The organism is Termitidicoccus mucosus (genome assembly GCF_038725785.1).
Classification (GTDB): Bacteria; Verrucomicrobiota; Verrucomicrobiia; order Opitutales; family Opitutaceae; genus Termitidicoccus; species Termitidicoccus mucosus.
Map to the genome: position 1 here is coordinate 2,855,865 of NZ_CP109796.1, position 19,401 is coordinate 2,875,265.

Genomic DNA, 19,401 nt, shown 5'->3' on the forward strand with positions numbered 1-19,401 from the left:
AAAGCGCGGCGCATGCGCATCCTCTTCAGCGCGGGGAGGATTTGTGGATGATTTCCGCGAGTTCCTTGTGGCCGACTTCGGCGATGTGCTTGCCGCGCTGTTTCAGCTCCTCGAATGTCTTCACGACGGTCTCGGTCATGCGCTCGTGCGTCTCGGACGAGCCGCCGACGATGGCAAACTGCTCGCCGGTGGTGATGCGCTTGTGTCCATCGTCGTTGTCGAGGCCGACGCCGAGAAGTCCGGCGCGAACGGGCTTTTTTCTGGCTGGCTTTTTGCTCACGGTGTCACGGTGCCGGGGCCGGCGGGTGTTTCAAGTGTGTTTTGCGCGGCGGTGTCGCCGGCGTCCGCATCCGCGCCGGCGGGAGCGGCGGCTTGTCCGGATTCGACGGCCATTTCCGGTAGGGAGCCCTCCCTGCCTTGTGGTTGGGACAGGACGGTTGGTGCCGTTTCGGTTGCGGGCGATGTTTCCGTGTCCGCCGGGGTTTCGCGGGCAGGAATGCCCGCGCTCCTTTGTTCCGGTTCGTGCGCCGTGGTTTCTTCCGGTTCGTGCGCGGCGGTTTCGCGCGCGGTGCAGATGATGTCGGTGAAGGCGTCGTCCTGGCGCACGCGGAGTTTGCCGAGGCGGGCAAGTTCGAGCACGGCGAGGAACGAGGCGACGAGCATGCGCAATTCGATGCGCTCGGGCAGGAGGCTGGTGAAGAGGAAGGTTTTTTCCGTGCGCAGTTTCTCAAGAATCACCTCCATCTGGTCGGAGACGGTGACCTGCTCGTCCTGGATTTCGCCGACAACGAGTTTTTCGGCGAGGCGGCGGAGCACGAGGTTGAAGGCGTTCCAGAGGTCGATGCGGTCCACCGGCTTGAGCGGGCGGTCCTCCTCGCCGAGCTTTTCCTCGGTGACGAGGCGGGGGAGCTTGTTGTCCTGAAACGTGGCGAGTTCCTGCAATTCGCGCGCGGCTTCCTTGAATTTTTTGTATTGGAGGAGCTGGTGGACGAGTTCGTAGCGTGGGTCGATGGGGTCGTCGTCCTCGGCGTTGGGATCGATGGCATGGTGGCCCTTGGGCAGCAGCATGCGGCTTTTGATTTCCATGAGCGTGGCCGCCATCACGAAGAAATCGCCCGCGATTTCCAGGTCGAGTTCCTTCATGTTGCGCAGCACGTCGAGATACTGGCGCGTGACCGACTCGATGGGTATGTCGTAGATGTCGATCTCGTTTTTCCGGATGAGGAAAAGGAGGAGATCGAGCGGGCCTTCGAAGACCGGGAGTTTTATGCGATAATCTGCGTCGGGAACCACGGGGCGCTGATGCTTGGCGGCGGCGCGTGGCGGGCAAGGAAAAAGGCGGCGGTGACTCCGGTTTAAGTTCAAGTTGAAGTCGGAGGGCGCGCCGCTGTCTGAACTCCAACTTAAAACTTTTTTGGTTCCTCGCTATTTTGAATGGCTGGTTTGCTTATTTAACCGCAGAGAACGCAAAGAACTCATGGAAAAACAGGATTGTTCCCTGCGCTCTTTGCGTTCTTTGCGGTTAATTTTTTGTTGTTTTCAGATATCGAAAATAGCGGGGAAGCACTTTTTCATTTGGCTGCGTCCGGTTGCGGCGCGATGCGGTGGAGTTTCGTGCTGGGCGGCGGAGTGGCGTCCACCAGCGCGATGAATTTGTCGCGCCGCTCGACCAGGAGCGCCTGCACCTGTCCCGATTGCTTTTCGTCGAGATCGAGCTTGCGGACAAACCATTCCTGCGCGCGCGGCACCATGATGAGCATCATGATGACCGATTCGAACTCCTCCTGCTTCGGCGGTGGCTTGGCGAGGCGGGCAGCCTCATCGGTCGCGGCGTCCGCGGACGCCGCGGGGCGCGGCCGTTTGGCCAGAAAACGCTCGCGTATCGCCTTGAATTTTTCGTGCTGCCCGGGCGTGGCGAGGATGTCGTCGAGCTTGTCCAGGAAATCGTCGCGGATGGCGTTCACCTTTGTCCTGAACACCTCCATCTCGGCCTCGATGCGGCGGACCGCCTCTTCGCGGGCGGGATCGCTGATGGTAGTCTTGAGCGGCTCGTCGCGCACTTCGTCGAGCACGGCGGCGGGCGCGGCGCAGACCGGGCGGTTGCGCTCGTTCCATTTGCCGGCGTAGAAGCCGACGGCGAACCCGATGGCGGTGGTGAGGATGAAGATGATGGCTTTATCCCTCATGTTTTTTAGAGCGGCTCGAGGTTGGCTGCCTGTTGCTCGATGTCCTGCCATTCGGCCAGCCGGCGCTGGTTGATTTCGCGATTGCTCTGGGTGAGCAGGGCGACGACGAACAGGCACGCAGCAGCGGTGTAGGCGGAGAGCGCGAAGGGATGCAGGAGGAAGCGGGCGGCGGGCGAGCGGCGCGACTGGGCGAGGCGATGGGCGCGCAATATACGGACGGCGAAGTCGCCCGGCAGGCGCGCGGCGGCGCCGGCCTGCAATTGCGCCCACGCGCGGGCTTCGGCGGGCGCGGCGTGGGCAGAGAGGCGGGATTGGGCGTTTTCAGGTTTCATGGCGGTAGTGTTGGCGAAGTTGTTCACGGGCGCGATGGAGGCGGGCTTTGAGGGCGACGACGCTCACGCCGGTCATCTCGGCCATTTCGACCTGGCTGTGCCCTTCCTGGGCGAGGGCGAGCAGGGCGCGGTCCTTTGGCTTGAGTTTGGAGAGGGCGTGACGAAGGGCGTCGAGTTCCTCGGTGTCGACGGTTTTGGGTGTTTCGGGGATGTCGAGTACGCGTTCCTCGGTTTCGATGGGGGTGAAAAAACGCTGCCAGCGCTGGCGGCGGATGTGGTCGATGCAGGCGTTGCGCGCCATGCGGAAGAGCCACGATTCGAACTGCGCGGGCTGCGTGAGCTTGGGCAGCGCGCGGAGCATCTTGATAAAAATAACCTGCGCCAGATCCTCGATGGAATCGGAGCGGTTGAGGATGGTGTAAATGAACCCGGCGATGCGGTGCTGGTAGCTGACGATGAGTTGGTGCTGGGCTGCTTCGTTTCCGGCCTGCGCCCGGCGGACGAGGTCCGCCAAGGCGTCGGTTCCGGAGATGCTCTCGTCGGCCGGGCATGCTCCGCAATTGCCGTCAGCCGATTGACGCTGCGCAGGCCGAAAAGTTGCACCCGATGGCGCTGTGGCTTCGTTTTCCAAGAGCGAGTTGATGGCGATAGTGAGCACGACGTCGTTGCCGGACGCCGATGGTTGCGAATAGGTGACAAGCGTTTTGCGTTTTGCCGCGAAAGGCAAGCGGGCTTGTGAATAATTGTAAGGAGCGATGCCGGATGATATTGCGTAGTATCTGCCTTTCGAAAGCGGCCAATTGGGAAAAAATCCTCCGTTTTTCGGGAACCGGTGGAGGCAGGGCGAGTCTGTCGGGCGCGAATCGCTGCGGGCATCCGAGCCGGCGATCGGGTTCTTTTTCTCGCAAACATTTCCTATTTCCCGGGAGGCAATACTCCCGGGATATGTTAGTTGAAGCTGGACCTGGCGGGGCTGCGTATGCGGCCCCGCCTTGGCTTTTTTGGGGATGGCGCAACTTGCGCGCGCTTCAAACGTCCTTGCGATGCGGAACTGATTGAACCCTCCTTTGTATTTCCCTGCCATGCGCGTCCTGATTGTCGATGATGAACCCAGTATCCGCAAAACCACCGGCCTCGCCGTCGAAACGATGGGGCATGCGGTCGTGGACGCACCCAACAGCCTGCGCGCGCTCAAGCTCCTCGAGGAGGCGCCGTGCGACGCGTGTTTCCTCGATGTCAACCTCGGCGCGGAGAACGGCGTCGAGGTGCTGGACAAGATCCTGAAGGCCCAGCCCGGCATCGCGGTGGTGATGTTCACCGCGTTTGCCAACATCAGCACGGCGGTCGAGGCCATGCGGCGCGGGGCGTTTGATTTCATCCCAAAGCCGTTCACGCCTGAGCAAATTCGCCAGGTGCTCGAGCAGGTCGCGCGCACGCGCAAGCTCGAGCAGCGCGTCAAGCAACTGGAGACGCAGCTCAACGAGCAGTCCGCCGAGATTGATTTCGACTCCACCGACCCCGCGATGCAGCGCGCGCTCGAGATCGCGTTCAAGGCCGCCGCCACGCCCGCCACCATCATGCTGCTCGGGTCGAGCGGCACCGGCAAGAGCATGCTCGCCCGCGAAATCCACCGGCGCGGGGCGCAGCGCGACGGGACGTTTGTCACCGTGAACTGCCCGAGCCTTTCGCGCGAATTGCTGGAGAGCGAGTTGTTCGGCCACGTGAAAGGCTCGTTCACCGGCGCGGTGGGCGACACGCTGGGCAAGGTCGCCTCGGCGGACGGCGGCACGCTTTTTCTCGACGAAATCGGCGAGCTTCCGCTGGAAATCCAGCCGAAGCTCCTGCGCCTGCTCCAGGAGCGCGAGTATGAGCGCGTGGGCGAGGCGAAGGTGCGCCGCGCCAACGTGCGCGTCATCGCCGCCACCAATCGCAACCTCGCCGACGAGATGAAGGAAGGGCGCTTCCGCGAGGATTTGTTCTACCGGCTCAGCGTCATCAACGTCACGCTGCCCGGTCTGAAGGACCGGCCCGGCGACCTGATGCGCCTGGCAATGCGCGCGCTGGGCTTTTTCCGCGAGCGCATGGGCAAGCGCCTGACGGGTTTCGCGCCGGAGGTGAGCGAGGCGTTTGTGCGCTACTCATGGCCGGGCAACCTGCGCGAATTGCGCAATGTCATCGAGCGCGCGGCCATCCTCGCCGCGGGTGACATCATCGAACTCGACGACCTGCCGGAGAATTTCCAGCCGCAGTCCGACGCCCGCATCGCCGTCGGCGCGCGCGTGACGCTCGACGAACTCGAGGCCGAGCATATCCGCCGCATCCTGGCCTCGACGAAAAGTCTGGACGAAGCCGCGCGCACGCTGGGCATCGACCCGGCGACGCTTTATCGCAAGCGGCAGAAAATGGGGCTGATCTAAACGGGCGCGGATCATTCCCCCCCCCGTTCTTTCCTCTTTATCTTTATCTTTCTTCTTTCTCCTCCGATTCAGGCAGGCTTCGTCTTCACGGGAGAAAGAGAAAGATAAAGAGGAAAGAACGGGGGGACGCATGGGGGGAGGGACGGCCCGTTTTTCGTATTTGTTTTTTCCCTCCCGGCGGATTCCCTTTTGGGCAACGATGCTTCGCACGCGTTTCAATCTCGGGATGCTCCCACTGTTGCTGCTGCTCATTCTGGTCGGCGTGGCGGGCATCATGGTCTGCCGGAACCTCGGGCGCTCGATGGAGGAGAAGCTTGCGCAGAGTTTCCGCATGGTGCTCGCGGCGCATGAAATGCGCGACGCCGCGACCGGCGTCACCGCGGCCATCCATCGCGCGCAGGACGGTTTCGAGCTGGAGGCGCGGCCGGAATATGAGCGCCAGCGCGGGCGCTTCAAGAAGGCGCTCATGGCCGAGTCGTTTGCCTCGGCGGGCACGATGCGGGCGCTTTCCCTGGAGGCGGTGGCGGACGCCTTTGGCGAAATGGAGGCGCAGGGCGACGCGGTGTTTGCCACCGGCGCGCCGGTGACGCGCGAGAATTACCTCAATGCGGAGGTCATGTTTTTCAACGCGCTCAAGTCGCTCGACACCTTGATGGAGTCCGACCATCGCGAGCTTCAGGACGAGGCGAAGCGCGTGTCGGAGTTCGCGCGTGTCGGCACGCGCGTGCTGGCCGCGGCCATCGCGGCGGGCATCGCGCTTTCCCTCTGGCTCGGCTGGCGCCTGGCGCGCTCCATCCTCCAGCCCATCGAATCGCTCACGCTCTCGGCGCGCGCGCTCGGCGACGGCAATCTCGACCACGACGTGCCCGTCACCTCGCGGGACGAACTCGGCGAACTCGCGCGCACCTTCAACGCCATGGCCGCGAAGCTCCGCGCCTATCGCGACGCGATGACCGCGCGCGTCGTCCGCGCCCAGCGCACGATGGAGGCCACGCTCACCTCCACGCCCGACCCGCTGTTTGTCATCGCGCGCGACGGCTCCACCGAGCTGCGCAATCCCGCTGCCGAGGCGCTCGCCGCGTCGCCGGAATTCGCGGACGGGTTTCCCGAGCCGCTGGGCGCGCGCATCCAGGAAGTGCTCGGGACGGGAGTGCATTTCCTGCCGTCTGATTACAACCATGTCGTCATGACGCGGGTCGGGAACGACGAGCGGTTTTATCTGCCGCGCATCCTCGCCATCGGCGACGAGCTGACCGGTTTCGGCGGGGCGGCGATGATCCTGCAGGACGTGACCAAGTTCCGCCTGCTCGACGACGCGAAAAACAACCTCGTCGGCACCGTCAGCCACGAGCTCAAGTCGCCGCTCACCAGCCTGCGCATGGCGGTGTATCTGCTGCTCGAACAAAATATCGGCGAGCTTTCGCCGCGCCAGCGCGACCTGCTCGAAACCGCGCGCGACGACGCCGACCGCCTGCTGCGCATCCTCAACGACATCCTCGACCTCTCGCGCATCGAGAGCGGCCGCGCCGCGCTCAGCCGCCGCGACACACCCGTGCGCGCGCTGCTCGCCGAGATGGCGCGCGAAATGAAGCCCATCGTGGACGATGTCGGGCAACGCATCGAAATCGAGGTGGATGAGGCGGTCACAAACGTGTTTCTCGATCCCGAGCGCATCCGGCACGTGTTTGTCAACCTGCTCGGCAACGCGGCCAAATATTCGCCCGAGGGCGGCGTCATCACGCTCTACGCCCGCCCGGCGGGCGACGGCAGCGTGCGCTTCGGCGTGCGCGACCAGGGGGCAGGCATTCCGGGGAACGAGGTGCCGTATGTGTTCGAAAAATTCTACCGCGTGCCCGGCCAGGCGCGCAAAGGCGCCGGCCTTGGCCTGGCCATCGCGCGTGAAATCGTGCTGGCCCACGGCGGCTTCATTGCCTGCGCCAGCAAAGTGGGCGAAGGGAGCGATTTTTATTTCCATCTGCCCGTGGCCGCGCCGGAAACGCAGGCGGCGCCCGCATGATTTGTTTTCGTTGTTCCAATGACCTACCAGATCGGCATCGACGGCGGCGGCACCAAGACCGAATGCATCCTTGTTTCGCCGGACGGCGGGATCGTCGCGAGGCACATCGCGCCCGGTTGCAACCCGAGCGTCACCGGCGCGGCCCGCTCGCGCGAGATTCTTTCCGACGCGCTCGCCGCCCTTCTGGCGCAGGCGCCGGCCTCCGGCGGGCCGCCGGTCGTCGGACGCACGCTGCTTTGCATGGCGGGCTCGCCCGGACACTGGCGCGAAACCGCGGACGCGCTTGCCGGCGGCGGACGGTATGGCCGCGTCGAGGCGTTGCGCGACTCGCTCGCGGTGCTCGAGGCCGCCACCGAAGGCCGCTGCGGCATCGTGCTCCATGCGGGGACAGGTTCCTTCATCGTCGCGCGCGCGCCGGACGGCTGCGTGCATCACGCCGGGGCGCTTGGCTGGCGCCTGGGCGATCCGGCCGGCGGTTACGAAATCGGCCGTCTCGCCGCCGCCGCCGCGCTCGTCGAGCTGCAAGGCTGGACTCCGCGTACCGCGCTGGCCGGTTTGCTTTGCCGCCACACCGGCCTCGCCGAGCCAGCTGCCATTGTCCGCCACCTCTACGCGCACCCCGAGCCCAACGCGTATCTTGGCGCGTTCGCCCCTGCGGTCGTCGGTCTGGCCGAAACCGGAGACGCCGCCGGACTGGCCGTCGTCACCGAGGCCAGCCGGCCTCTTCTCGACCTCGCCGCGCGGGTGGCGGAGAGGCTGTTCCCCGGGGATGCCCCCGCCGATGTGCCCGCTTTTGTCAGCGGACGCGTCCTAGCCCGGCCGGCCATCCATGCGCATCTCCAGGCCCGCACGGCCTTGACTCTTGCCGCCGTGACGGCCGCGCCGATCGAAGGAGTGCGCCGCTTGCTGCTGAAACGGTGAAATCCGGCCGTGCTGACGAGGGAGGTGAGGCCATGCGCAGCGCACTGCCGCGTTTCCTGACTGCTGCGTTGCGACATGACTTCCTGCCGTTCTTCGACGGGACGGCTTGGGATTGAGGCGTCTTGCGCGGCTCGCCGGACAAACGCGCGGCGAATTCTATTCGAGTTTTCTCCGGCTGCGAATGCCAAACAGCAAAGCGAGCGCGGCCAGCGACCAGAGGCTGGCGGCACCGCCTCCTCCGCTATCGGCACCGGGAGTGGTGCCGGGATTGTTCGTGTCGCCGGTAGCGGAGCCGGTGGAGACAGTCGAGATGCCGCTGGCAGAGGCTTGGGTGACTTCGCAGAAACGGGTTTCGCCGACGGCGGTGACGGTGAGGGTGGCGACGCGTGCGGCGGGGACGCTGTTGGCACTGTAGGTGGCGGTGAGGGTGGCATTGCCGGCACCGCTCGCGGGGGTGACGGTCAGCCATGGGACGCCGGAGGTTGCGTTCCACGAGACGTCGGATGTCACCATGATGCTGAACTGGCCGGCAGTGGCGCGCACGTCCACCTCCGATGGCGTGATGGCGAGCGAGGCGGGGGTGGTTTGCCAAGTGACTTGGTCGAGCCAGGCGGCGTCGGTGCCGACGGACAGGTAGTAGTCTTTTTCATACTGCCACTTCAGCGTGTGTGCGCCGGGCGTGGTGAGGGGAAACTCGCGGGGAGCCCAGTCCATTTCCCCGGAGATCCGCGCTTGTTCCTGGTCGTCTATGTAGAAGCGCATGCCGTCAAACGCGTCTGGTTCCTCCTCCTCGGACGAGACTTTCCACCAGAAGCGGAGAAGTCCGGTGCCGCTGACAGTGGTTTGGAGCCAGCTTTGCTGGTCGCCGCGGATGAGACCGCTGCGCGCGGCGTGCGCGCCGTCGTGCATGGTAGTTTTCTGGCCGAACCAGTCGCCGTCACCGCCGGTCTGCCAAGTGAGCGCGTTGTCGAGTGCGGTGGCGAGGGGGATGGTGAAGGATTGGGTGACGGCGGTGGTACGGACGAGACCGCCAGCGGTAATGGCGACGGTGGCACGGCGGGCAAGGGACATGGGGTTGGCGTCGTGGGTGACAGTGAGGATGGCGACGCCGGTGCCGCTGGCGGGGGCGAGGGCAAGCCAAGGGGCGTCGGTGGCAGCGGCCCACACGGTGTTGGTTTCGATGGCGAGGGTAAACTGGCCGGTGCCGCTGGTAACATCGCGGACGGCAGGGATGGGGGCGAGGATAGTTTGGGCGGGCGCCCAGCTGACTTGGTCGAGGTAGGCGACGGAGGGGGTGGCGGCGTCCTTGAGGTAAGTCCATTCGAGGAGATGGGCGCCGAGGGTGGTGAGAGTGGCGGTGTGATAAGTCCAGTTGGTCTGGCCGGAGATTTCGGCGAGGAGTTGCGGAGCGGAGGCGGCGAGGAAAGGGATGCTGGTGGTGCCGCTGGCTCCACCGCCAGTGCTGCCGGTGACAAGCGTGCCGCTGCCGCCGAGGCCCCCGGAGCCGCTAAGGGTCAGCGTGCCGGTGTTGATACCGCCGTAACTGAGGGTGCCGCTGGCTCCACCGCTGGTGGTGTCGGAGCCGAGGTCGGTGAGAGTGAGGGCGAGGGTGTCGCCAGAGGCGGCGGAGGTTTTCCACCAGAAGCCGAGGATGCCGGGTCCCTCAAGGATGGTGGCGAGGATGCTGGCGGCGCCGGCAGGGATGGAACCGCTTTGCGCGGCGTGGAGGCCGTCGTGGGTGATGCCGGCCTGGCCAAACCAAGGCATGGCGGAGGCGGTGGTGGTGTGCCAAAGGAGGCGGGGGGCGGTGGCGCTGGCGGCGAGGGCGTCGGGGAGCGCGGGGGCGGAGGGAACGAGGTTGGTGACTAGGGTGTATTGGCCGATGCTGCCGTAGTCGGTGTAGCCGGTGGGCTGGCCAGCGAGAGGCGTGCCGTAGCCGGTGGAGGTGACGCGAAGAAGCCACTGGCCTGGGACGAGAGTGTGGGTGAGGGTGGCATTCGCGGCATTGGCCGGGTTATCGGCGGCAACGATGATACCGCTGGCGTCGAGGATTTCGAGGCGGAGGTCGGTGTTGCCAGCATTGGCGGTGGAGCCGTCGGCGGGACGGAAGGGATTCAATGTGGAGGATGTGGCGGCGGCGGAGCCGAGGTTGACAGAGTAAAGGTGCGCGTCGCCTGCGCGGAGAAGGACGCCGGAGGCGCCTAGGCGTCCGTCGGCGGCGGGGACGAGAGCATCGGCGAGCGCGGGCGAGGTGTCGGCGGTTTCCTCGCGGTAGCCGAGTTTTGATTCGATGAAGGCGAGATCGTCCTCGTGGTTGTTGGCGCTGTAATATTCGCCCTTGGACCATTGCGTCACGCTGCGGCTGTAACCGTTGCCCATGATGGGTGCCCAAGAGGTTGCGCCGGAGCCGTGTCCGCCGTAGTAGCCGTAAACGTCCTCGCCATCCCCGCCGGTGACAATGACGCTGCCGGGGCCGTCGTGGTGGAGGCCGAGGTTGTGGCCGAGTTCATGGGAAACCGCGTAGGCGATGCTGGCGGAGTTGTTGCTGAGTTTGTCGTGATAAATGAGGGCTGGGCTGGCAGCGGGCAGGGTGTCGAACGCGTTGACCACTTTTTCGGCGTAATTGATCTCGCCGAAACAATCGAGAAAGGCGATACCGGCGGCGCCGCCGGCAACACCGGGCATGTCGCGGTTATCATTGTCTTTTGAATGAGTGACGAGTGCATGTCCGGTGGTGCGGATGAACTCGGCTGGCTTTTCGGTGGTCACATCCACATCGAAGGGGGCGAAGTCCTCGGCCACGCGCTCCCAGATGAGGAGGATGGCTTGCTGTTCGGTGTCGCTGAAGGTGGTGGTGTCGCTGTCGAGGGAGAAGGGTTTGGCGCGGATGAGCGGGCGGACGCCGGTGCCGCCGGCGGAGGTGTTCCATAACGTGTCGCGAATTTCCATGCCGCTGAAGTCGAGAAAGAGGATGTTGCGAGAGCCGGGGCGGGAGTGGCGAACGGGGGGCTGGCTGATGGGAACAGGGGCGGCAGCGGGGGTGGAAAAGACTGAAGGGCTGAAGGACTGAAGGAGCGAGGGGTCGTCGGCTGGGGTGATGGCAGAGGCGGGCGTGGTGCCGCTGGCGACGGTGGGCGCGGCGGGGAAGACGCAGGCGTAATAGAGCATGCCTTCCGGAGTGACGCGCAGGCTGGCGTAATCGGCGGCGGGGACGGGGCGCGCGGCGAGCTGGCGGAGGACGCGGGTGCGGGCTGCGGGAGCGAGGGCGAGAACCTCTTCGCGAAAACGTCCGTCAGGGATTTTTTCGAAGGTGGCGCGTACTTTGGGCGAAAGGGGTGCGGCGGGGTCGGGCGCGGAGACGGCGTCCACCGCGGCGACTTGGCCGGCGGCGGTTTCGCCAGCGGCACCGGCAGGGACATCGGCGGTGGGGGCGGCGGGCGAAGGAGGGGTGTTTTTCGCGGGGGAACGGAAAAGGAGCAACGCGGCGGTGGCGAGAAGCACGCTCGCGGCAAAAGTGAGGATTTTCCGGCGGATGGGTTTCCGGATGCTTTTGTTCATGCGGAGCCATGTTGGCACGCGGGGCGGGAGTTGGCCAGCATGGTTTTGCGGCTGTGGCGACGAGGAAAACTCGTCGCCATTCCCATATCACTTACGAATTGAAATGACGCGTTGTCAGAAATGTGGCGTGGTGGAACGATCTCCGCCTCCGTGTCGTCCACTTTTGGAAGGAAAGATAAAGAATAAAGAGGAAAGATTTTGGCGCGGGCTCACATGCGCTCGAGGGTGCGGAGGCCGAGGAGGTGCAGGCCGGTCTCGAGCACGAGAAGCGTGCGCGCGCAAAGCAGCAGGCGGCGGGCGCGCACGGGGGCGTCGTCCACGAGCACCTTGTCGGCGTTGTTGAAGGCGCTGTAGTCGCCGGCCAGCTCGTAGAGATACAGGCACAGGAAATGCGGGCGGAGCGTGTCGGTCGCCAGGCGCACGGCGTCGGCGAACTTCACGAGCTTGCGCGCCACGGCGATCTCCGCAGGCGTCTCCGGCGCGGTCGCCGCCGCGGCCAGGTTTGTATCCGTCGGACTGATACCGGCCTTGCGGAAAATGGAGCGGATGCGCGCCACGGCGTAGAGCAGGTAGGGCGCGGTGTTGCCGTCGAGCGCGAGCATCTTGTCCCAGGAAAACACGTAGTTGCTGCTGCGGTTCTGCGAGAGGTCGGCGTATTGCACGGCGGCGATGCCGGCGGTGCGGGCGATGGCGCGGCACTCCTCCTCGGTGAAGCGCTCGGACTCGGGGCGCCCGGCGTTTTTGTCCCGCACGATGGCCAGCTCGCGCTGCTCGGCCTCGTCGAGGAGGTCTTTCAGCTTGATGGTGCCGCCGTCGCGGGTCTTGAGGGCCTTGCCTGCCTCGTCGGTCACGGCGCCGAAGGTGACGTGCTCGAACTTCGGCATGGGGCGGCCGGTGGCGGCGAACCATTTTTGCGTGGTGAGCGCGAGCTGCTCGAAATGGTCGGCCTGGCGGAAGTCGGTGACGATGGCGATGCCGTCGGCCTTGAAGTGCTCCACGCGGTAGAGCATGGTGGCGAGGTCGGTGGTGGCGTAGTTGCTGGCGCCGTCGGTCTTGCGGACGATGAAGGGCTGGGTCTTGAAGCGCGGGTGCTCGGGATGAAACACGACGAGCGCGCCCTGGCTTTCCCCGGCGATTTTCAGGCCGGTGAGCTCGCGCAGGACGGGTTCGAGTTTGTCGTTGTAGAAACTTTCGCCGAGGTAGTGGTCGAAGCGGATGCCGAGGCGGGCGTAGATTTCGTCGAAGGCGCGCTGGCTGACTTCGGAAAACGTTTTCCAGAGCGCGAGGCTTTCGGGGTCGCCGGACTGGAGTTTCACGAGTTCCTGGCGGGCCTCCTCGAGCGCGGGCGAGCCGTCGGGCGTGGCTTCGTTGCCAAGCTTGTAGAGGCGCTCGAGTTCCTCGATGGGCTCGCGCCGGAGCGCCGTGGGATCGGCCCAGCGTTTGTAGCCGTAGATGAGTTTGCCGAACTGCGTGCCCCAGTCGCCGAGGTGGTTGTCGCGGATCACGCGCGCGCCGCTAAAGGCGAGCAGGCGGCAGATGGCCTCGCCGATGACGGCGGAGCGCAGGTGGCCGACGTGCATCTGCTTCGCGGTGTTGGGCGAGCTGTAATCGACGACCCAGGTCTGGCCGGAAAGCGCGGAGGCTGCGCCCGCCGCGAGCGCGTCGGCGTCGGCGAAGGCGCGCGTCCAGGCGAGGAGCGCGGCGGGCTTGAGCGTGAAATTGATGAAGCCGGGGCCGGCGATGGCGGCGTCGCAGCGCGCCGTGATGTCGGCGGGCAGGGCGGCGAGGAGTTTTTCGGCGAGGGCGCGCGGGTTTTGTTTCTCGCGTTTGGCGTAGGCGAGGACGCCATTGGCCTGATAATCGCCGAAGCGGGGGTCGGCGGTGCGAACTTCGGGCACAAATGCGGCGGCATCGAGTCCGGCGGCGGACGCGGCGGTCTTGAGGGCGGTGTCGAGTTCGGTCGCGAGATTAAACGGGACGTGCATGATTCGGAAAAGAGAACCGCCGCACGGGGCGGGCGCGCAAGCTTCTTATCTTTCTCTTTATTCTTTATCTTTCCTCTTTCGTCAGGCGCGGAAGGAAGAGAACGAGGAAAGATAAAGAATAAAGAGAAAGAGGCTGCATTCCTTGGTCGATCGCCCTTGGCGCCGGGTTACACGGCGCGTAGCACGTGGCAGACGTTGCTGCCGCCAAAACCGCTGCTGTTGTTGAGCACGAGGCTGGCGCGGCGTTCCACGGCGGCGACGGGAAGGTCGAGTCCTTCGCACACGGGGTCGGGGTTGACGAGGTGCGGGTTGCCGGGAAGGAAACCTTCGTTCATCGCGAGCACGCAGAAGGCGGCTTCCATCGCGCCGGCGAGCGAGAGCGGATGCCCGGTCAGGGCTTTCGTGCTGCTGACGACGGGGCGGCGGGCGGGCGGATTTTCCGCGCCGAAGATCGAACGCAGCGCAAGCGCCTCGGCGCGGTCGCCGACCGGCGTGGAGGTGCCGTGGGCGTTGACATAGTCGATGTCGGCGGGAGCCGCGCCGGCGTCGGCGAGCGCGCGGCGCATGGCGAGGGCGAGGCCGCGGCCCTCGGGATGCGACATGGCGACGCTGTGCCCGTCGGCCGCCTGCCCCCAGCCGGCAAGCTCGGCCTGCGGGCGCGCGCCGCGGGAGGCGGCGAGCCCGGCGTCCTCGATCACGATGGCGACGGCTCCGCCCGCGCCGACGAAACCGTCGCGCGCGGCGTCGAAGGGCCGCGAGGCGAGGCGCGGGTCGCGCTGCGGCGAGAGGGCGCGCATGGCGGAGAACGGGAGGAGCGTCTCGGCGTTCATTTCCTCGGCGGCGATGACGATGACGCGGCGGAGGCGTCCGAGCCGGATTTCGTCGGCGGCGTGGCCGAGCGCGTGGCTGCCGGAGGCGCAGGCGGAGACGAAGCCGCAGACCGCGCCGGTGATGTGAAAATGGGCGGCGAGGTTGAAGTTGAGCGTGCCGGCGATGGAGCTGACGACGCCCATGGGGTTGCCGCGCTCGCCGCGCACGGCGTGCATTTGCGCGAGGTTGCCGTGCAGCATCATGGCGGAGCCGGCGGAGGCGCAGAAGAGGCCGGTGTCATCGTCGCCGGCGATGTCGGCGGGCGCGAGCGCGGCATCGCGCAGGGCCTGCTGCACGGCGGCGATGGCATACACGCCGTGGGGCGCGAGACCGCGCAGGGTTTCGCGCGGGAGGTCGTAGCCGGCGGGCCAGCGCCAGTCGCGCCAGCTCATCGAATCCACGGAAAAGTCCTTCACCGTGCCGGCGAGGCGCACCGGGATGGCCGGGTTTTTGAGAAACTCGACCGGCTCGAAGCCGTGGCGGCCTTCGCGCAGGCTGGCGGCGACGGCGGCGCGGTCATTGCCGATGGGGGTGATGAAGCCGAGGCCGGTGATGACGGCGCGGCGGCGGGCGGACGCGGCTATGTTGCTGGCAGGCATGTAAACATGCGATAACAAGCGCCCGCCGCGTCCGCCTCAAGCGCCAAGTGCGTTTTGGACGGCGCCCTCACTCGGACGCGAGCGCGGCAAGTTGCGCCGGGGCGAGCTCGGGAGCGGGGCGGAAGCCGGGCGAGGCGGTGTAGCGCAGCAAACTGCGGCGGAGCTGGCGCGCGGCGGGGCGGGCGGCGAGGTCTCCGGTTATATCAATCGAGCAAAACAACAAACTGCCGGTGCCGACGCGCGCCTCGAAGACATTCGCAAGGGCGCGGTTTTTCGCAAAATTATCAATCACGCGCACGAGCGGCGTGACGGGCAGGCCGGCGATTTCAACGGCTTTCGAGCGCGTGGCGAGTTCCCACCACTGCCAGTCGGAATGAAAATCCGTCGGAAAATCACGCAGCGCGGGGTGCGCGGGGTCACACAAAATTCCCATCGTGCCGGGCTGTTTCGGAAAATGGACGGGGCTCCAGAAAACAGGGACGAAGCAGCCTTCGATGCCTTTTATATTATTCGTTTTCGGCGCGAGCAAAACGCGTCCGCCGGCGCCGAGCGCGCGCAGCGCCTCGGAAATATTTCCGGTGACAAGCACGTTTTCATGTCGTGTCTCGTTTTTGTCATCCGCCGGAGCCGGCGGATAGACCCAGAAATTCCATCTGTTAATATAAACATCATCGGCGACGGCGACGCGCAATTCGAGCTGCATTTTCTCCGCGCCGGCGCCGGGTGGGATCGCAAACCCAATCGCGCCGGGGGAAAGCCGGTTTCCGATTGGCAAATCGCGCGCGGGGGTCGCGCCGCGTGCGAGCGTTTCGCCGCCTGCGCCGGCGATGCGCCACTCGACGCGCATTTGCGGGAGCGGTTTCAGAAAATTGGCGACTTTTATATCAGCGTGGAAAATTTCTCCGCGCTCATAAACGGCCTTCGGGAAAAGCGCGAGCGGCACGAGCGGCGCGCAGGCCTGTCGGAACTCCTCCGGTTTGATATCGCCCTTCGGCTCCCAAAACGCGTTCACAAGGCCGACGAGCGCGGTGCCCTGGCCGGGGAAATCCTGCAATGACAACAGTTGAAAGCCGTCAAATTCCGGCGTGCGAAGGGCGCGTTCGATTTCCTCCTTGTATAAAAGCGCGGCGAATTTCGCGGTGGCGCGCGTGAAGTCGCCGGCGAGCGGGAGCAGGCCCTTTTTTTGCAGATCGTCACGGATGGCGATGAAATTGAGCGGGACGAGGTTGCCGGTGTAGCTGTCAATCTCGCGCATGTCGGGGGAAACGGCGTATTGGCCGATTTCGTGGGAGACGAGCGGCACGCGGACGTGCGCGGCGGTGGCGGAATAATTTTTGTCAAACGACGGCGCAAAATCGTTGAAAAAACCCTGTCCGCGAATCCAGCCCCTGTCGGTGCGCTGGGTGATCAGTATTTCGTCCGCCTGCGCCGGCACGCGGCCGAGGTTTTTTTGATGGGAATAAGTTGACGCGGCATACAAATGACGCGGGTCGGCGACGCGGAGTTTTTCCGTCAGCGCGTCCATCCAGTCGGAGGAGCCGCTCAATTCGTTTCCGAGGGTGAGCAGCAAAAACGAGGGGTGATTGCCGTAGGTTTCCAGAATGCGCGCGGCCTCGGCGTCGAGAAATCCAAGCGATTGCGCGTCGTGGTCGCCGTGGAACCAGTGGGGCAGCTCGACTTGCAAATAAACGCCGGCCTCGTCGGCGGCGGCGAACGCGGCCTCCGGCGGGCACCACGAGTGGAAGCGGATGTGGTTCAACCCCCATTTTTTATAATCGGAAAACATTTTCCGCCACGCGGTGATGCCGGTCGGCGGGCAGCCGGTGAGCGGAAAGACAATGCACTCAAGGTTGCCGCGCAGGAAAATACGTTTCCCGTTTAATATGAAATCGGCGTCGCGCGCGGCGAAATCGCGGAAACCGAAGACGACCGGCACCGGCGGCTCGTCCGCGCCGGCGCCGGCGAGGGAAATTTCGATTTTGTATAATGCCGGGGAAAATTCGTCCCAAGTTTCGATTTTCAGGTTTTGCGGCAATTCCCATTCGATTGACAAATTGCCGGCATCGGCGCCGGCGGCGATTTTTGCGGGGCGTGTTGTCTCGGCCAGGATTTTGTCCTCGCCGTCGCGGCGGAGCACGCATTTTATGGTTCCTGAAGACCCTGTGGCGTCGGTATTTGAATAATTAATATTTAATTTAATCGCGGCGCCAGCTCCGGTGCCAGCGGTCGGAAAAACGGAAACATTTTTTATATGAAACGGCTCGACGGCGCGGAGGTTTATCCTGCCCAGGACACCGTTCCACATGATTTGCGTATGGTTTGTGTAGGCGTGGCCGCACGGGAAACTCGCCGGGACGACATACTTCGGCATGTGGTGGCTGATGGATTTGTAGATTTCGTTGTTGTCAATGCGCAGCGCGAGCTTGTGTTTTCCGGGTTTCAGGGCGCCGCCGAGGTCGTGGATGTGCGGGACGGACAGGCTGTCGCGCGTGGTAAAGGGTTTTCCGTCAATGAAAACCTGCGATTGCCAGAGGACGCGCTCCAATTCGAGGAGGATTTTTTTGCCCGCCCATTCCTGCGGTATCTCAATTTCACGCGTCCACCATGCGACGCCGATGTAGGCGTGTTTTCGGTGCAGGTGCGCGAGCACGGCGGGGGTGAGTTCGGGGGCGAGGGCGGGCGGGGTGCCGATGCCCGCGTCGTCGAGCGTGCCGGGGAGGCTGGCGGCGCCGGCGGGCGCGGCGGCGGCATAATTTTCGCCGAGGCGAACCTGCCATTCGCCGGCGAGGTTTATTGTTCCGGCTTGCGATGCCGGCGCCGCGAGCAGCGCGCACGCGAACAGGAGGAGGAGTCTGCGGAATTTCACGGGAGTTGCCTGGTTGAAAATCTGATTAATCGCGGAAGGGCGGAGCCGCGGAATTTATTGCGGGCAGTTTGAAAAATTTAGTTCAATCACTGAAACACGGAAAACGGAGGCACGGAAAATACTTTGTCGTGATTTTTGCCATGCCCTTCCGTGTTTCCGCGATTAAAATCGGGCATCATTGGATTGTATTATTTTGCAGTTCTTTTTCGAGCTGTTCGAGGGTGCGGTTTTTGGTTTCGGGGAGGTGGCGCTTGACGAGGAAAAAGCCGGCGAGGCAGATGGCGGAATAGAGCCAGAAGGTGCCGTGCGCGCCGAGGAGCCGGTTTAATATTGGAAATGTATAAGTGAGAACGAAGCACGCGCTCCAGAGCGCGGCGACGGCGACGGCGGTGGCGGCGCCGCGGACGCGGTTGGGGAAGATTTCCGATATGACAACCCAGGTGACGGGCGCAAGCGACATGGCGTAGCAGGCGATGGCGGCGAGCACGAGGAGGAGCATCGGCCAGCCTTGCATGCCGGCAAGGTAGCCGGCGCCGAGCGCGGCATATATGATCGCGAGGCCGCCGGCGCCGGCGAGCATGAGCGGGCGGCGTCCGAGGCGGTCAACCGAGCCGAGCGCGGCGAGTGTGAATATCAAATTGACGGAGCCGGTCCAGGCCATGTTTTTCAGCACGGAGGAAATGTCATAGCCGGCGGCACGGAAGATGTCCTCGGCGTAATTAAATATGACATTTATTCCGCACCATTGCTGGAAGACGGCGAGGCCGATGCCGAGAAGGAGGACGCGGCGGAGTTTCGGGTCGAACAGGTCGCGCCAGGCGGATTTGTCATTCGCGCGGGAGGAGGCGAGCGAGGCGGTCGTGTCGGCGACGGCGGCGCGGGCGTAGGCGGGGCCGCCGATTTTTTGGAAAACATGCCCGGCGGCGGCAGGCCGCCCGGCGGCGACGAGCCAGCGCGGGCTTTCGGGGACGAACAACATGCCGAGGGCGAAGAGGGTCGCCGGGATGGCGGTGAGGCCGAGCATCCAGCGCCAGCCGTTTTGCCCGAACCAGGAAGCGGCGATCCACGCGCCATCGGCGCCGGCGGGCAGGTCGCGGGCGAGCCGCCAGTTGACGAATTGCGCGAGGAGGATGCCGGAGACGATGGTGAGCTGGTTGACGGCGACAAGGCGGCCTCGCCAGCGCGCGGGGGCGATTTCGGCGATGTAGAGCGGGGAAAGGTTGGAGGCCATGCCGATGGCGACGCCACCGAGGATGCGCCACGCGATGAAGAGGGCAAAGGTGGGCGCGAGGGCGTTGCCGATGGAGGTCGCGGCGAAGAGGAGGGCGGCGGCGGCGAGGAGGCGTTTGCGTCCGAGACGCGCGCCGAGGGCGCCGGCGGTGAGGACGCCCGCGAGGCAGCCGACGAGGGCGCAGCTGTTGGCCCAGCCGGAGAGCGCGGGCGAGGTGATGGAGAAGTAGCGCTCGAAAAAGGGCTTCGCGCCGCCGATGACAACCCAGTCGTAGCCGAAGAGCAGGCCGCCGAGCGCGGCGATGGCGGAGATGGCGGTGACGTAGGCGAGGTGGAATACGGGGGCGGACTGGTTGGCGGAGGGGGCGGTTGGCGGGTGCATGGCGGGGATGGGCGACGCGGGTGACATGCTGGCCGAGG

Annotated in this window: 13 protein-coding genes; 3 read left to right on the forward strand and 10 right to left on the reverse strand. The window is 65.0% G+C overall.

Going from position 1 to position 19,401, the window contains the following annotated elements; genetic code table 11:
- Positions 1–25: 25 nt before the first annotated feature.
- The 5 genes from OH491_RS09955 to OH491_RS09975 all read right to left on the reverse strand — a co-directional run bounded on the left by OH491_RS09955 (position 26) and on the right by OH491_RS09975 (position 3,245).
- Positions 26–280: a hypothetical protein gene (locus OH491_RS09955; RefSeq protein ID WP_068771549.1), complete on the reverse strand. Its 255-nt coding sequence runs from the start codon at positions 278–280 to the stop codon at positions 26–28.
- Positions 277–1,293 (reverse strand): segregation/condensation protein A, encoded by a 1,017-nt coding sequence (locus tag OH491_RS09960; protein WP_084442397.1) that lies wholly within the window; start codon positions 1,291–1,293, stop codon positions 277–279. The genes OH491_RS09955 and OH491_RS09960 overlap by 4 nt, the downstream gene beginning before the upstream one ends.
- A 278-nt stretch (positions 1,294–1,571) precedes the next feature.
- Positions 1,572–2,186 carry a hypothetical protein gene (locus OH491_RS09965; protein WP_068771548.1) on the reverse strand — a complete coding sequence of 205 codons (615 nt, stop codon included), beginning with the start codon at positions 2,184–2,186 and terminating at the stop codon, positions 1,572–1,574.
- A gap of 5 nt (positions 2,187–2,191) precedes the next feature.
- Entirely contained in the window at positions 2,192–2,518 is a 327-nt protein-coding gene (locus OH491_RS09970) for a hypothetical protein (protein ID WP_068771547.1), read from the reverse strand.
- A complete protein-coding gene (locus OH491_RS09975; protein ID WP_334319487.1) occupies positions 2,508–3,245 on the reverse strand; it encodes an RNA polymerase sigma factor in 738 nt (245 codons plus the stop codon). The genes OH491_RS09970 and OH491_RS09975 overlap by 11 nt, the downstream gene beginning before the upstream one ends.
- 355 nt (positions 3,246–3,600) lie before the next feature.
- On the opposite strand from OH491_RS09975, the gene OH491_RS09980 reads away from it, so the two are divergent.
- The 3 genes from OH491_RS09980 to OH491_RS09990 all read left to right on the forward strand — a co-directional run bounded on the left by OH491_RS09980 (position 3,601) and on the right by OH491_RS09990 (position 7,873).
- Complete coding sequence (locus OH491_RS09980; RefSeq protein ID WP_068771545.1) at positions 3,601–4,935, forward strand: sigma-54-dependent transcriptional regulator; 1,335 nt, start codon at positions 3,601–3,603, stop codon at positions 4,933–4,935.
- A gap of 226 nt (positions 4,936–5,161) precedes the next feature.
- Positions 5,162–6,952 (forward strand): HAMP domain-containing sensor histidine kinase, encoded by a 1,791-nt coding sequence (locus OH491_RS09985; RefSeq protein ID WP_334319486.1) that lies wholly within the window; start codon positions 5,162–5,164, stop codon positions 6,950–6,952.
- An 18-nt stretch (positions 6,953–6,970) separates the two neighbouring features.
- Complete coding sequence (locus tag OH491_RS09990; RefSeq protein WP_068771543.1) at positions 6,971–7,873, forward strand: N-acetylglucosamine kinase; 903 nt, start codon at positions 6,971–6,973, stop codon at positions 7,871–7,873.
- Between the two features lie 156 nt (positions 7,874–8,029).
- Here the strand turns inward: OH491_RS09990 and OH491_RS09995 are convergent, their stop codons facing one another.
- The 5 genes from OH491_RS09995 to OH491_RS10015 all read right to left on the reverse strand — a co-directional run bounded on the left by OH491_RS09995 (position 8,030) and on the right by OH491_RS10015 (position 19,363).
- A complete protein-coding gene (locus tag OH491_RS09995; RefSeq protein WP_068771542.1) occupies positions 8,030–11,431 on the reverse strand; it encodes a BACON domain-containing protein in 3,402 nt (1,133 codons plus the stop codon).
- A 209-nt stretch (positions 11,432–11,640) separates the two neighbouring features.
- Entirely contained in the window at positions 11,641–13,416 is a 1,776-nt protein-coding gene (gene argS / locus OH491_RS10000) for an arginine--tRNA ligase (RefSeq protein ID WP_068771541.1), read from the reverse strand.
- Positions 13,417–13,583: 167 nt separating this feature from the next.
- Complete coding sequence (locus tag OH491_RS10005) at positions 13,584–14,885, reverse strand: beta-ketoacyl-[acyl-carrier-protein] synthase family protein (protein ID WP_068771540.1); 1,302 nt, start codon at positions 14,883–14,885, stop codon at positions 13,584–13,586.
- A 67-nt stretch (positions 14,886–14,952) separates the two neighbouring features.
- The gene (locus OH491_RS10010; protein WP_068771539.1) at positions 14,953–17,751 is read right to left on the reverse strand and encodes a hypothetical protein; all 2,799 of its coding nucleotides are present in this window, start codon (positions 17,749–17,751) and stop codon (positions 14,953–14,955) included.
- Positions 17,752–17,926: 175 nt separating this feature from the next.
- A complete protein-coding gene (locus tag OH491_RS10015; RefSeq protein ID WP_068771668.1) occupies positions 17,927–19,363 on the reverse strand; it encodes a sugar porter family MFS transporter in 1,437 nt (478 codons plus the stop codon).
- Positions 19,364–19,401: the final 38 nt, after the last annotated feature.

What these genes read in the sequence shown, in the direction of transcription:
- OH491_RS09990 (WP_068771543.1), top strand. Translation starts at nt 6,971, where the DNA reads ATGACCTACCAGATCGGCATCGACGGCGGCGGCACCAAGACCGAATGC.
- argS (WP_068771541.1), bottom strand. Translation starts at nt 13,416, where the DNA reads ATGCACGTCCCGTTTAATCTCGCGACCGAACTCGACACCGCCCTCAAG.
- OH491_RS10005 (WP_068771540.1), bottom strand. Translation starts at nt 14,885, where the DNA reads ATGCCTGCCAGCAACATAGCCGCGTCCGCCCGCCGCCGCGCCGTCATC.
- OH491_RS09985 (WP_334319486.1), top strand. Translation starts at nt 5,162, where the DNA reads ATGCTCCCACTGTTGCTGCTGCTCATTCTGGTCGGCGTGGCGGGCATC.
- OH491_RS10015 (WP_068771668.1), bottom strand. Translation starts at nt 19,363, where the DNA reads ATGCACCCGCCAACCGCCCCCTCCGCCAACCAGTCCGCCCCCGTATTC.
- OH491_RS09970 (WP_068771547.1), bottom strand. Translation starts at nt 2,518, where the DNA reads ATGAAACCTGAAAACGCCCAATCCCGCCTCTCTGCCCACGCCGCGCCC.
- OH491_RS09995 (WP_068771542.1), bottom strand. Translation starts at nt 11,431, where the DNA reads ATGAACAAAAGCATCCGGAAACCCATCCGCCGGAAAATCCTCACTTTT.
- OH491_RS09980 (WP_068771545.1), top strand. Translation starts at nt 3,601, where the DNA reads ATGCGCGTCCTGATTGTCGATGATGAACCCAGTATCCGCAAAACCACC.
- OH491_RS09965 (WP_068771548.1), bottom strand. Translation starts at nt 2,186, where the DNA reads ATGAGGGATAAAGCCATCATCTTCATCCTCACCACCGCCATCGGGTTC.